At 42.6% G+C, this 13,687-nt stretch carries 10 protein-coding genes; 8 read left to right on the forward strand and 2 right to left on the reverse strand.

The window, feature by feature from the left end; translation table 11 throughout:
• Window positions 1–131: 131 nt before the first annotated feature.
• Entirely contained in the window at window positions 132–1,193 is a 1,062-nt protein-coding gene (rsgA, locus tag UYC_RS0113620; RefSeq protein WP_016876387.1) for a ribosome small subunit-dependent GTPase A, read from the reverse strand.
• A 363-nt stretch (window positions 1,194–1,556) separates the two neighbouring features.
• Between rsgA and UYC_RS0113625 the strand changes: the two genes are divergently transcribed.
• Window positions 1,557–2,099 (forward strand): protein-tyrosine phosphatase family protein, encoded by a 543-nt coding sequence (locus UYC_RS0113625; RefSeq protein ID WP_016876388.1) that lies wholly within the window; start codon window positions 1,557–1,559, stop codon window positions 2,097–2,099.
• A 146-nt stretch (window positions 2,100–2,245) separates the two neighbouring features.
• Here UYC_RS0113625 and UYC_RS0113630 read toward each other — a convergent pair whose 3' ends face one another.
• On the reverse strand, window positions 2,246–6,070 hold the full coding sequence (locus UYC_RS0113630) for an eIF2A-related protein (protein ID WP_016879540.1): 3,825 nt from the start codon (window positions 6,068–6,070) through the stop codon (window positions 2,246–2,248).
• Window positions 6,071–6,481: 411 nt separating this feature from the next.
• Between UYC_RS0113630 and pgr5 the strand changes: the two genes are divergently transcribed.
• From pgr5 to recA, 7 genes are all read left to right on the forward strand, one after another.
• Window positions 6,482–6,679 (forward strand): cyclic electron transport protein PGR5, encoded by a 198-nt coding sequence (gene pgr5 / locus UYC_RS0113635; RefSeq protein ID WP_016876389.1) that lies wholly within the window; start codon window positions 6,482–6,484, stop codon window positions 6,677–6,679.
• 204 nt (window positions 6,680–6,883) lie between these two features.
• The gene (nuoB, locus tag UYC_RS0113640; RefSeq protein WP_016876390.1) at window positions 6,884–7,576 is read left to right on the forward strand and encodes an NADH-quinone oxidoreductase subunit NuoB; all 693 of its coding nucleotides are present in this window, start codon (window positions 6,884–6,886) and stop codon (window positions 7,574–7,576) included.
• A 168-nt stretch (window positions 7,577–7,744) separates the two neighbouring features.
• Entirely contained in the window at window positions 7,745–8,173 is a 429-nt protein-coding gene (locus UYC_RS0113645; RefSeq protein ID WP_016876391.1) for a GNAT family N-acetyltransferase, read from the forward strand.
• A gap of 115 nt (window positions 8,174–8,288) precedes the next feature.
• Window positions 8,289–9,710: an alpha/beta hydrolase family protein gene (locus UYC_RS0113650; protein ID WP_016876392.1), complete on the forward strand. Its 1,422-nt coding sequence runs from the start codon at window positions 8,289–8,291 to the stop codon at window positions 9,708–9,710.
• Window positions 9,711–10,052: 342 nt separating this feature from the next.
• On the forward strand, window positions 10,053–10,700 hold the full coding sequence (locus UYC_RS0113655) for a Coq4 family protein (RefSeq protein WP_016876393.1): 648 nt from the start codon (window positions 10,053–10,055) through the stop codon (window positions 10,698–10,700).
• Window positions 10,701–11,444: 744 nt separating this feature from the next.
• The gene (locus UYC_RS0113660; RefSeq protein ID WP_016876394.1) at window positions 11,445–12,401 is read left to right on the forward strand and encodes a lysophospholipid acyltransferase family protein; all 957 of its coding nucleotides are present in this window, start codon (window positions 11,445–11,447) and stop codon (window positions 12,399–12,401) included.
• A gap of 131 nt (window positions 12,402–12,532) precedes the next feature.
• A complete protein-coding gene (recA, locus tag UYC_RS0113665; RefSeq protein WP_016876395.1) occupies window positions 12,533–13,612 on the forward strand; it encodes a recombinase RecA in 1,080 nt (359 codons plus the stop codon).
• Window positions 13,613–13,687: the final 75 nt, after the last annotated feature.

Genomic DNA, 13,687 nt, shown 5'->3' on the forward strand with positions numbered 1-13,687 from the left:
ACGTAACCGTAAAGGTAATACGTCGTACCGGTTTACCGGGTAACCCGGGGTTGGGGGGATCTGACCTTAACTGAACGGTATTGGGTGATATCCCCGCCCCACAAGAAAATCAGTTATTTATCCCAATGTCATCAATATTTGTGATGATTTCGCATAGCTTTATTGATTTTCTTCCAGCGTTCTTTCTCGGCTAATTGCGCCCGTTTGTCTTGTTTGCGGACAAGATAGTTAAGTTCTTTTTGCAATTTTTGGTAGCTGAGAAATCTTGAAAAATCAAGTTCTCCCTCAAGTAATGCTTGTTGCACTGCACAACCGGGTTCATGGTTGTGCTGGCAATTCCGAAAACGGCATTCTGCGGCTAAGGTTTCGATGTCTGCAAAGGTTCCTTGCAAGCTTTCATCACCTGCCCAAATTTGAATTTCTCGCATTCCTGGAGTATCGATAATTAAGCCGCCTGTCGGCAGTAATATCAATTCTCGATTTGTAGTCGTGTGTCTACCTTGATCGTCACCTCGTCGCACTGATTGCACAGCTTGCACTGATGCACCTTTGAGTTGGTTGGTGATGGTAGATTTACCCACACCAGAAGATCCTAACAAAGCAACTGTTTGTCCTGGTTGGAGGTATGATTTCAAGGCATCCAGCCCTTGATGATTGGTGGCACTCAATACTAGAATTGGTACTCCCAGGGCAACGGCTTCAACTTCTGAGACACTCTCTTCTAAAGAGTTGCACAGGTCGGCTTTATTTAAAACGATGACTGGATTTGCGCCACTTTCCCAAGCCAGAATCAGATAGCGTTCAATTCTTCTGGGGTTAAAATCGCCATCAAGTCCACAAACCAAGAACACGGTGTCAATGTTAGCTGCAACAATTTGTTCTTCGGTTTTACTACCAACGGTTTTTCGTGAAAACTTGCTTTTTCTTGGCAAAATTCCGTGAATGGTAGCGCGTCCTTCTGACTTTCGCGCCTGCACGATCGCCCAATCCCCAACAGCGGGAAAGTCTTGCGGTTGAGTAGCTTGATGTCGCAATTTACCTGCAACTTCTGCTGTTAGTTCACCCTGCTCGCTATAAATGATGTAAGTATTTCTGTATTCAATCGCAACCCTACCAACGCTAAAACCTTGTTGGCGATAGGGTGCAAAACTGTGAGTAAAAAAGTCACTCCAGCCTAAAAAATTCAAATTCATTGATATTTCCTCGATGTGTGCTGCTTGCTATGAACAAGGCGCACAGAGGGGGACACTTCTGTAGATTAATTTCTCTAGTGTCTGTAAATTCGAGTCTCATTCCTGTAAATAGAGGATTGAACGAAAACCTCTGCGCCTTGTGTTGGTTGAGTTTTTGAAGGGAACCCGGACGGCTAGCAATTCAATCATCATTCTTCCTCCCTGATGTAGTACAATAATAATCTACATTACTACATTATCTGATTTCGGCAAAACTGGCATTAAATACTATGATGGCTTGGTTAGTAAAGGTAATGCCCTCATCAATCAAGTTGAGTAAATAGCAAGAGAACTTTTTTATTCACAGATTCAGATCGTACTGCTATGTACAAGTTTGCCGCTGCTGCGGAGAATGAGCCAATTGTATTTGGTGCCGCGAAACCCGGATATTCCAACACGAAGGTACATGATTGGATTGAATTCATGAAGCGCTCTGACATCAAGCGGGTTTGTTGTCTTCTGAGCGATCGCCAACTAGCTCGTTACTCGGATCTTCTAGGCACATATCAACAGGAATTCGGGATTAATCGTGTTTGCTGGGCACCGATTGAAGATTTTCATTTATGCGATCGAGAAACGCTTACCCAGAAAATACTTCCCTTTTTGGCAGCAGCAGATCAACAAGGCGAGAAAGTTGTTGTACACTGCTCTGGTGGCATCGGACGAACTGGGCACGTGTTAGCTGCTTGGTTGGTTAGTCGTAGAGGATTGTCTAATAAAGATGCGATCGCTGCTGTGAGAAGAACAGGCAGAAATCCCTATGAAGCAGCGATCGCTTCTGTAATGCGAGGGAGAAATCCGTTTCAAGCTGTAGGGGAACTCCATGCGCTTCTGAATGAGTGCCGTCTTGCAGATTGGCGTTGCTGAGTCACAGTATGAATCTAAAATGTAGAGACGCGAAATTTCGCGTCTCTACAAGAGTTTTGGTATCTAACAAATCATTTTCATATCCCCGTATCACCGCGTCTTTGTGTCTCCGCGTCAGCCTAAATGATAAGTTTTTCACCAAGCGATTACCTCTGCTCAACCGCACCTAAAGCTAACAAAGTTGATTTTTGCGCCTCTGTTAAACCTGTAACACCGTAAATATTCATTCCTTCATAAAGACGTTCTGCTCTCAATGTCTGGATGCATTCTTGCGTTTGTACATCCCATAATTTAATTACAGCATTGCCATCACCGCTCGCGATGATGTTACCTTCAGGACTAAAGTCAACAGACATCACCCAAGTATCATGTCCTGTTAAAGTAGCTATGCACTCGCCTGTCTTGACATCCCAAAGTTTGATTGTGCCGTCGCTGCTACAACTGGCTAAGATCCCCCCAACCCCCCTTGTGAAGGGGAGCCAGCGCCGTGGGCGGGTTTCCCGACTTGAGGCGACTGGCGTGGGCGAAGGGGGGATTGGACTAAAAGCGATCGCCCAAATCCATTCTTGATGTCCTTTAAGTATATGAATACACTCGCCTGTCTTTACATCCCATAGTCTAATTGTGCGATCGGCACTACTAGCTGTGGCGAGAAGCAAACCATCTGGGCTGAAAGCAACCCACCAAGTCCAACTATCATGTCCTTCAAAGGTTTGGCAGCACTGTTTTGTCTCTAAGTCCCAAATTCTCACTGTTTTGTCAAAACTGCCTACTGCCAATTTTTTGCCATCTGGGCTAAAGGCTGTTGACATAGTGATGTGTTCTGGGAAAGTATGCAGAAGCTGACCTGTTGCGACATCCCACAATTTAACTGTATGGTCATAGCTAGTGCTTGCCAGAATACGACTATCTGGACTGAAAGTTACGCTTGTTACCATACCTGCGTGTCCATGCAAAACCTTCATACACTGACCATTTACTACATCCCATAGCCTGATTGTTTGGTCAGCACTGCCACTTGCTAAGATACGTCCATCAGGGCTAAAGTTGACTGCAAAGATAAAATCTGCGTGACTGCCTAAACTGCAAGGTTTACCATCTGGTGTCCATAACCTCACAATACCGTCTTCACCACCACTGGCAAGTACCCATGCAAAACCTGCATGAGAAACAGGACTGAAAATAACTGAAGATAACCAGTTTTGCCTGCCTTTAAGTATTCGCACACATTCTCCGCTAGCTATATCCCATAGCCTAAGGGAAAAATCATCGCCACCAGTAACAAGTAATGTTCCTTGGGGATTAACGGTGTTGACATAAATTGCATTGGTATGCCCTTGCAAAGTTCTCACACATTGTCCTGTGGAAACATCCCACAGCCGCACTGTCCGATCTAAGCTGGAGCTAGCAAGAATATTGCCGTCACCGATAAAGCAAATTGTATACACTCCATTTGTGTGTCCTTCTAGGATTTCAACACATATACCTTTTTCTACATCCCAAATTCTCACAGCACCGTCTAAGCTACTACTGGCAAGTAAACCTTGAGTACTAAAGGCGACAGATCTAATCCAATCAGTATGTCCTTGCAATGTTTCGATACAGCATCCAGTAGTAATATCCCAGAGCTTAATTGTGTTGTCATCGCTGCCACTGGCTAAGATCCCCCCAACCCCCCTTATGGAAGGGGGGCGAAGGGGGATCGGACTCAAGGCTACAGCCCAAACTCCGCTGGTGTGTCCTTGCAAAACTTTGATGCATTCTCCCGTACTTGTATCCCAAATTCGGATCGTAGAATCTGTACTACTGCTAATTAATTTGTCACCATCAAGGGTATATATTACAGTACGAACTCCATCGCTGTGACCAAGAAAGGTTTTTAAGCACTGTCCGGTATTGATATCCCAAATTTTAACTGTTCTGTCTTCTCCTCCAGTGGCAAGCATCCTACCATCTGGACTAAACGCGACTCCCCAAACAATGCCCAAATGTCCCTGATAAGTCATTAGCGGTTGGCTGCTAACAACATCCCATAAGCGAATATAGCCATCGGTGTGGGTGGTTGCTATTGTTTTGCCATCGGGACTAAATGCCGCATCCATTGCTGTTGAGAAGGTTTTGGCAAACACCGACTGAGAGATATTGGCATGGGCAAAGTTAACTTGCTTGAGAGAAGTATCTTGAAGATAGGCTTGCCGTATTGTCAAATAGGAAAAATCATAGCCAGTTAAATCAATTTGGAGGTAAGACAACAGGTTAATAATATTACCTCCTGTGTAACCAGGTTCGCCCAACAGTGAGGAGGTAGGAATGATTGGTTTATTTTCTTGTTTTTGATTCTCCTGTTGCCATGTTTTGAAAGTCTGTTCTCGTAATTGATTTGTAATTTGAGCGAGTAGAGTAGCGATCGCTTGTTTGTTTCGCACTAAAAGTAGTAGTTGCTCTATCACTGGTTGAAGAATAAGTTTTGTTTGAGCAGCCCTAATATAGTCTTTAGCAGTTGCTTTCATTAAAGCATAGCTATTGAATAAGCACTTTTCGTCTGTTCCCCACTGTTCAATCTCTGCACACACCTGTTGAATAAAATGGTCTGTGACATACTCCATCACTACAGGTTGTAAGGTAAATTGTACAGGGGAGTTAGGAACTGAAATTTTTTCGATTAAGCTTCGCCTTGCCAAAGATTCTAAAGCTTCTAACAGGTTCATTGCAGGTATGGGCAAAACTAAATCGGTACGCAATTCCATTAAATTTACTGGTTCTCGGTTGATTGCCAGCCAGTAAATTAAGTCTTTTTCCAGTGCTGAAAGCCGATTAAACTGCTGTGTTAACAGTTCGTAAATGCTACCAAAAACTTTGGTGTCTTGAGCAAGAAATTCTGCAATATCGCCATTAAATAACTCTTGAATTGTAGTAGCTATGATTTTGAGAGCAAGGGGATTGCCTGCGTAGTGTTGAATCAACTCTTGGCAACGAGAATCACAACTGTAAAAGAAACTCTTAGTTCTCACCAATTCTTGGGCAGCGATCGCACTCAAACCCGATAGTTGCAATGAACGAGCTGGTAGTGTTTCTCCTTCTAAGGCTACGATTTCTTGGGGCTTTTCTCGACTTGTCAGTATGACGCAGCTTTGATGTGCTGTCTCTCCAATTTGCTGAAAAAATTGTCCGTAATCTTCATATCCAGCTTGGTAATGCCCGGTGCGATCGCCACTTGCCAGAATCGATTCTGCATTGTCTAATACCACAAGCGTGCGATGCGATCGCAAGTGTGCCATAAATTGAGAAATCAGTACGGGCGTAGGAACTTGTTTGGATATATCCCCTAAATTTTCTGATAAGTTAACAGGTTGCCCGTCGGCAAAAAACTGAAGTAAATTACTCAACAATTCTCTCAGTAGCGGGCTGTTGCGAAGACTCCGCCAGACTACAAACTCAAACTGCTCTTGAATCTGTTGTGCTAACTTCACTGCTAAAGAAGTCTTGCCTATGCCACCCATCCCTAACAAAGCAATCAATCGGCAGCGATCGCTAACTACCCAATACTCTAATTTACTCAGCTCCTCCTTACGTCCGAAAAAAATCGAGACATCAATAGCCTCACCCCAATCTACTTTATTTTGAATTTCTCCCCTGCTTCCTATCTCCGCGTCTGTGTGTCTCCGTGTCTCCGTGTCTCCTTGATTCCCCGCGTCTCCACTTCCCACTCTCACAAAATCGCTTTTCGTCAGTTCCAACCCAAAAGCTCTAAAGAAGTACTCAAGGGTTTGCTTATCAACTCCTTCTTCCCTTGCTAAAACTTTGGAGACAGTAAAGGGAGCAAGTTGAGTACGGTAGCTTAACTCTTCCAGAGTTAATTTAGCTCCGTCATTTTCTAAAATCTCTGCTTGATGCCTAGCTGCTTGCAGCTTCTTCCATCCTTGGAGACTGAGAATAACACCACGTCTGCGTCTTTGCTTGTGCACTTCCATTGGCTTACAAGGCTAACGCCAAGTTGATATTAATTTTATTGGTTTTAAGGCAAGGTATGAAGTTGCCCTAAATTTTATACAACTTAACCGCTGCTAATTTCGATTTTGTCTGGATTTCCAAAGATTTCAAACTTTTAGGTTGCTTGTAATTAACAAAACTTAACTTATAGCTTAACACCTTTATCTTTACTGGTGCAGAGCGAGGGGAAAGGACACACTGAAGGCATAAGAAGGCAGAGGGCAGTAGACACGTAGACGTGGAGCGGCTTCCAAAGGTAGTGGCGTATCCGTTGGTAGGCAGAGAGCAGCGCGCCCTTGCGGGTTAAGCGCGTTGTAGCGACTGCCCAGAGGCAGAAGGGAAGAAATTAGAACAAGGGGATAAGGATTTTTACTTAAAAAAGGAGAATTATTATGTTTGCAGCTATTGTTGTTTTGATTCGCAAGTATCTAGGTCAAAAAAAGTTCAATCAATTGCGTGGTAAATTAATAGCTTTACACGTTCAGATTATTACTCGTTTTTGCGATCGCTTTGCTATGGATCGCACTACTCGCCAACATCTGATTCGTTTAGCTCACGACAACGGTAAGCGGCTAGGCTTACTTGCATAAGCGAAATATCTAACTTAAGTTAGCATCTTAAAACCTTTATCTTTACTGGTATGTCTAAAAAAAGTGTCAGAAACTAGAGCTATCAGCAGAGGACACGGTGAGGTGGGGACATGGGGACACGGAGAATTGATCAGCACGTTCTTTCCCCTTGTCCTAGTTTCCTTCTGCCCTCTACCTTTTTACAACTTTTGGGAGACTCAAACGATGACTGACACAATCATCAATCCCACAGAGCGTCCGCAAGTAACGCAACAATTATCTGAAAACATTATTTTAACTACTGTAGATGACCTTTACAACTGGGCGAAAATGTCTAGTTTGTATCCCTTGATGTTTGGCACAGCTTGCTGTTTTATTGAGTTTATGTCTGCCTATGCTTCTCGTTTTGACATGGAGCGATTTGGGATGATTCCCCGTACTACTCCCAGGCAAGCAGATTTAATTATCACCGCAGGTACTGTGACGATGAAATATGCTCCTACTTTGGTGCGAATTTACGAACAAATGGCAGAACCAAAGTATGTGATGGCAATGGGAGCTTGCACAATAACGGGCGGTATGTTTAGCGTCGATTCTCCCACGGCTGTTCGTGGTGTGGATAAGTTAATACCTGTTGATGTCTATATACCGGGATGTCCGCCTAGACCAGAGGCAGTGATTGATGGAATAATTAAGCTGCGTAAAAAAATTGCTAATGAAAGCATCCAAGAGCGGCAGGTAACTCAACAAACTCACCGTTACCACAGTATTTCTCACCAAATGAAGGTAGTATCTCCAATTAACGATGGGCAATATTTGAAAATTCCTCAAAGAGAGGCTCCACCTAAGGAGTTAATAGAAGCAGTGGGATTGCCATTACCTTTGTTACAACAAGAAACTATTACCGAGGAAGTATAAAAATCAGAACTTACGCATAAGTTATGGAATAATAAACCGCAGAGGACACGGAGGAAAAAGGATTATAGAGGGATTTTGCGTAAGTCTTAAAAATAAGGGATGAAGTATAAAAAATGTAATTGTTCATGTGGGTAATTTGCGGTAAAAACTTAACACTTCATTCTTTTCATGATTAATATTGCCTTGGCAAAATCGGATGCAGAAATTGAGCTTTGTTTTCCAGTCATACAAATGCTTCGCCCCCATCTCAACCCAAGCAATTTTGTCAGCCGCATTAGGCGACAAGAACAGCAAGGCTACCAGCTTGTTTATCTTGAAGTTGGGGAAAGCATCAAAGCCGTCACAGGTTTTAGAATTTCTGAAAGTCTAGCTTGGGGTAAGTTTTTATATGTGGATGATTTGGTGACGAATGAGAGCGATCGCTCTCAAGGTTACGGCTCGGCTCTATTTAATTGGCTGCTAGACTATGCCAAATCCCAAGCTTGCGAACAGCTACACCTGGATTCGGGCGTTCAACGCTTTGCTGCTCATCGTTTTTACTTCCAACAAAGGCTAGAAATTAGCAGTTTTCACTTTTCCATTCACTTAAGTCAGTAACACACCTGCAAATTTTGAGGCGTGGTTGGAAAATTTTTGATGGGATGCGATCGCACCATCGTCGGAACAAACAGCAGATTGTACAGTCACAAGCCCTAAAATCTAAAACTGCGAGATGAAGACTTTTTGTGGAGTTGCCATCATCCTTGGTGCGATCGCTATTGTGGGAGCTAATCCTCTGTTGGCGAAAGTTGAAACACTCTCAAAACAGCGATCGCAAGTTCCAACAAAATCTACAGTTCAAGCTCCAGGTTTCCGATTGCCCGCTCCCAGTGGTAGTTATGCAGTAGGCACAACGGCTTACTATCTGGTTGATTCCTCTCGCAAAGAAACCTATAGTGCAGAGATTTATAATTTACAGACACAAAAGCTTGCTACAACTCCACGAGCAACGGATAGTCGCGAGTTGATGGTCTTTATTTGGTATCCTGCTAAAAGTCAACCAAAAGCTAAAACAATTCCTTATATTTATAATTTACAGACACAAAAGCTTGCTACAACTCCACGAGCAACGGATAGTCGCGAGTTGATGGTCTTTATTTGGTATCCTGCTAAAAGTCAACCAAAAGCTAAAACAATTCCTTATATTGATGAAGGCTTTGCTCTCGCGACTGCTGAAAGTATGGGAGCAAATTTTGGTGTGTCGCCAGAGCAATTCGTGAAGTTAGTCACTCAAACTATTCAAACAAATGCTATTCCAAAAGCAGAGCTCGCTAATAAATTAAAACGATATCCAGTTGTAATTTTCTCACCTGGTTTTGGAGCAACGCCTAAGTTATACACAATACAGCTTGAGCAGCTTGCAAGTTATGGTTATGTCGTTGTTGCAGTCAATCCCACCTATGAAGTACCAGTCTTATTTCCAGATGGGCAGGTGATTACTCAATCTTCCGTGTTTGATTTTTCATCTGCTAATAAACAAACCGAACAACGAACCTTTAATCAGGCAGTAGCAATCAGGGCAAAGGATATTGTCTTTGTGCTGAATGAGTTAAACCGCCTCAATATCAAAGATCCGCAAAGACTTTTTACAGAACGTTTAGATTTAAGTCGAGTCGGTATTTTTGGACATTCTTTGGGTGGAGATACAGCAATTGAGGCGATGTGGCGCGATCGCCGCTTAAAAGCAGGCATCAATATAGACGGTGGGAGTTATGGTAAGCTTCTGAGCAGTGGCAACAAGGACAGTTTGAATCGTCCTTTTCTAGGGATATCTCATGATGGCGCGGATGATGCGTTGCGATTGTTTTATCAACGCCAAAAAAATAACGCTTACAGGCTGACTGTAAAGGGCAGCAAACACACCACATTTACGGATTTTGGGCTAATTCTGCCAGCATTTTTAGCGCATTCGACAACCCAAGCACAATCGCAGATTCAGCAAGCGATCGGTTCCATTGATCCTCAACGAGCAGCTAAAATCGCCAGCGCCTACACATTAGCATTCTTCGACCAGTATCTGAAAAATAAGAGTAAACCTTTGCTGAGGAGGGCTTCACCTGAATATCCGGAAGTACTGATTGAATCTCGCAAGTAGTGACGGCATAAGAAGTTGATAGCTAATATCTTCCACCCGTCCAATCTTACACCAAGAAATAAATTTCTTGGCTCACACTCCAAGTCCACTAAAGTGAACTCAAATTGTTACAAACCAATGATTTTAGTCTTCTAAAGAGGACTTTTACTATTAGCCATAGGTTTCTAACCTATGACGATTTTCTTATTTTTAATAAACCGCAAAGACGCATAGAGCGCAAAGAAAAAAGAGAAATGAAGGAGATATCATGATGAATCATGAGAAGGGACATCAGAATTTCACTCTACAAGAAATATATTTTATGTTTAAGATAATTTTATAGCAATCAAGAAATTGATATTTATGTTAAAGAAATTTCAACAAATAAAAACGCTTATAAATTACAAAAACTCAGAGAATTTGGGAGATTTTGCTATCCTCAAATCTGAGCTTTTGGGTGCTAACATTAATCCCGATGTCGTAGCAAAATTGCAACAAGTAGTAGGATACCATCCTTCAATTGATTTAGAAAAATTGAGCCAATATCCTCAAGATACTTTTGGACGACAATATGCGGATCATATGAGAGAAAACAAGCTCAAGCCGCTGAATGTTAGTTCTGAACTAGAGGATGTAGCCAAACGCAATGTATTTGCGCTCCGATATGTGGTTACCCATGATATTTTTCATGTTTTGTTAGGCTTTGACACTAGTTATGCTGGAGAAATTGGTGTTCTTGCTTTTGCTGCCGAGCAAAACTATAGTAAATCATTAAAAATTAGCTTGTGGTTTGCTAAATTGCTTTATCCTATCCTAGTCCCCCGGCAAATCAAAGCGATTTTTAGTAATTTGAAAAAAGGACAAGAATTGGGTAAAAAAGCAGAATTTTTATTGGTATTTCGTTTTGAAGAACACTGGCAAGAACCTATTGAAGAAGTTAGGAACAGGTTAGGATTACCGCCAATCCCATTGATGTCAAAGTCATTTACTACAAGTAGCCCCTTCGCTTAGTTACAAATTAATAATTAATATCCCCATGAATGACTTTAGGGGCTTGAAGCAACGAAGCCGTAAATACTCGTGCTGCGCGTCTCAAAATATATTTTTTAATTTTTAATTGGAGCGAAGCGACGATCGCCTGTGTATTGGTAATGAAACTAGAATGATTTTATTCGCTTTTCCCCTTCTGCCCCACCGAACTTCTGAGCCTCCTTGTGGAGGAACTAAGTCGCAAAGCGACAGGCTGCGCGGTAAGCGCAGCCATGCCCGCAGGGTTTTACGCTAACGGCGGTAGACACAGAGCGGATAAACGCAAAGTAGCCTCCACACTCTTAGGGGAAGTCGCTATGGCGCCTACAGATTTCTCTCTGCCTCCTGCCTTCTACTTATCACTTGTTTACAAATATTTTTCATAGTTTGGTGATATTTTGTTTACATTTTTTTTGCCAAGTTTGGTAAAATTGCTGAAAGCAAACTTTAAATATGCTCCTCACACCACACCGCCGCTCTCTTGTGTGCTAAAGGCAAGGGAGCTTTTTTATTGGCTATCATGAGAAATACATATATCTTGCTTGACATCAAATGGATTGTGACAATTAGTTAACTGTCTATTGTCAGTATTGCTTTGTAATGAATAAATTACTCAAGACGTTGAGTTAAAGCCCAAATCAAATTACCACCTGGGCAAGCTTCAAATTAAATCTAAAACAATTAATATATTCAATCATTGGCTTTTTAAAGTTGCTAATCAAGCCTATGTCCCAAAGTCCGCTAATTTCTCAGCAACAGCAAAGTGACACACAAGCATCACTCTTGCCACCAGTGACAGAAGAAACAATCAACAGGGCAATAGAGGGTATCGCCTATGCCCGCGATCGCCATGCCAATGAGATGATTCGTCAAGCACTATTGTCACAGGAAACTGTTGCTGAAGGTGGTTCGGAACGCAAAATCAGCGGTGAATTGCGGCGAAGAGTGCTGCGAACTTTGATTCACGCTCTGTTTCGAGTCAAGGTAGAGTTTCCAGAACAGATTCCCACAACCCCAGCTTTGGTTGTAGCTAATCACCTTAACCACATCGATCCATTTCTGTTGCTGTCGGAGTTACCAGCGCATCCTTACTATCACATCTTAGGTGATGCTCGCACGCTGTATAACCAATGGTGGAAGCGTCAATTTCTTAGACTTGCAAAAGGAGTCATACCTATAGAACGTGTATGGAAAGAAGAACTAGCTGTAATTGAAGCTGCAAAAGCCGGGCGAGACGATTTGACTGAATTAGCAACAAATATTCAAAAATACGTTCCTCAAGGTAACTCTATTGAGACTTTACGACGTGTAGATCGCATCGCCCAAAACATTTTTGCTCGTGGCGAGGGAATTATTTTGTTTCCAGAGGGAAGACTTGGCAATCTAGAAGGGCAGTTGTCTGTTCCCCTCAAACGTGGTGCTGCAATTTACGCTTTACGTTCTGGAGTACCGATTTTACCTGTAGCACTGATTGGGACTCAAGACTTGTATTTTCGCAAACAATTAACCGTCCGTATTGGCAAACCATTAGTATTTCCCCAATCTAGCCGCCCAAAAGCACAAGAATCACAGAAAGCCACTGATGAACTAGAAGCGGCACTCATCGAACTTTTGCCTACAGATTATCGAGAACCAGAAGAACCAAAGTTGTTAAATCACTTTCTCAATCATATGTTTTGGTAGCTGATAGCAATATTGGCAAGCGCACGCTAAACTATGTAGCGGTTAGCGGCAATAAAATGTCAAAATAGTATATCTGTTCTATTCAAACTTCCCAAGCAACACTCCTTAAATCCGTATAGTTAGAGGTAGCAATGGCTGTTAATACTGATAATGCTGGCAAGCAAAAAGCGCTCAACATGGTACTGAACCAGATTGAGCGTACTTTTGGCAAAGGAACAATCATGCGCTTGGGCGATGCTACCCGGATGCGAGTAGAGACTATTCCCAGTGGGGCGCTAACTCTGGATCTGGCGTTAGGTGGTGGTTTACCCAAAGGACGGGTGATTGAAATTTATGGGCCGGAAAGTTCCGGTAAGACGACACTCGCGCTACATGCGGTGGCAGAAGTACAAAAAAATGGTGGTATTGCTGCTTATGTAGATGCAGAACACGCTCTAGATCCTACCTACGCTGGAGCTTTGGGTGTTGATATCGAAAATTTGCTAGTTTCTCAACCAGACACTGGAGAAGCGGCTTTAGAAATAGTCGATCAGCTGGTTCGCTCTGCTGCGGTTGACATTGTAGTCATTGACTCAGTGGCAGCACTAGTTCCCCGTGCTGAAATTGAAGGCGAAATGGGTGATGCTCACGTTGGTCTTCAGGCAAGATTGATGAGCCAAGCTCTACGTAAAATTACTGGTAATATTGGTAAATCTGGCTGCACAGTTATTTTTCTCAACCAGTTGCGGCAAAAAATTGGTGTCACCTATGGCAACCCAGAAACAACCACTGGTGGTAACGCCTTAAAATATTACGCTTCTGTACGCTTGGATATTCGCCGGATTCAAACCCTCAAAAAAGGCTCGGAAGAATTTGGTAACCGCGTCAAAGTCAAAGTTGCTAAAAATAAAGTTGCACCACCTTTTAGAATTGCTGAATTTGACATTATTTTTGGTAAGGGTATCTCTACCTTAGGCTGTCTTGTAGATTTAGCAGAGGAAACTGGCATACTTACACGCAAAGGAGCCTGGTATAGCTACAACGGTGATAATATCTCCCAAGGTCGCGATAACGCGATTAAGTATCTAGAAGAAAAAACAGAATTTGCTGAACAAATTAAGCAGCTGGTACGGGAAAAACTAGAAATGGGAGCAGTTGTTTCTGCTAACTCTGTAAGAAAAACTAGCGAAGACGACGAAGAAGATATTGAAGATTATTCTGAAGAAGAATAAACCTTTATCGATGTTCAATATCCCCTTTTACCCTACAGGCTAGAAGCCTGTGGCTAAACAAACTAAGCCCGCCTA

It is taken from the genome of Chlorogloeopsis fritschii PCC 6912 (assembly GCF_000317285.1).
Classification (GTDB): domain Bacteria; phylum Cyanobacteriota; class Cyanobacteriia; order Cyanobacteriales; family Nostocaceae; genus Chlorogloeopsis; species Chlorogloeopsis fritschii.

What these genes read in the sequence shown, in the direction of transcription:
- rsgA (WP_016876387.1), bottom strand. Translation starts at nt 1,193, where the DNA reads ATGAATTTGAATTTTTTAGGCTGGAGTGACTTTTTTACTCACAGTTTT.
- UYC_RS0113625 (WP_016876388.1), top strand. Translation starts at nt 1,557, where the DNA reads ATGTACAAGTTTGCCGCTGCTGCGGAGAATGAGCCAATTGTATTTGGT.
- UYC_RS0113630 (WP_016879540.1), bottom strand. Translation starts at nt 6,070, where the DNA reads ATGGAAGTGCACAAGCAAAGACGCAGACGTGGTGTTATTCTCAGTCTC.
- pgr5 (WP_016876389.1), top strand. Translation starts at nt 6,482, where the DNA reads ATGTTTGCAGCTATTGTTGTTTTGATTCGCAAGTATCTAGGTCAAAAA.
- nuoB (WP_016876390.1), top strand. Translation starts at nt 6,884, where the DNA reads ATGACTGACACAATCATCAATCCCACAGAGCGTCCGCAAGTAACGCAA.
- UYC_RS0113645 (WP_016876391.1), top strand. Translation starts at nt 7,745, where the DNA reads ATGATTAATATTGCCTTGGCAAAATCGGATGCAGAAATTGAGCTTTGT.
- UYC_RS0113650 (WP_016876392.1), top strand. Translation starts at nt 8,289, where the DNA reads ATGAAGACTTTTTGTGGAGTTGCCATCATCCTTGGTGCGATCGCTATT.
- UYC_RS0113655 (WP_016876393.1), top strand. Translation starts at nt 10,053, where the DNA reads ATGTTAAAGAAATTTCAACAAATAAAAACGCTTATAAATTACAAAAAC.
- UYC_RS0113660 (WP_016876394.1), top strand. Translation starts at nt 11,445, where the DNA reads ATGTCCCAAAGTCCGCTAATTTCTCAGCAACAGCAAAGTGACACACAA.
- recA (WP_016876395.1), top strand. Translation starts at nt 12,533, where the DNA reads ATGGCTGTTAATACTGATAATGCTGGCAAGCAAAAAGCGCTCAACATG.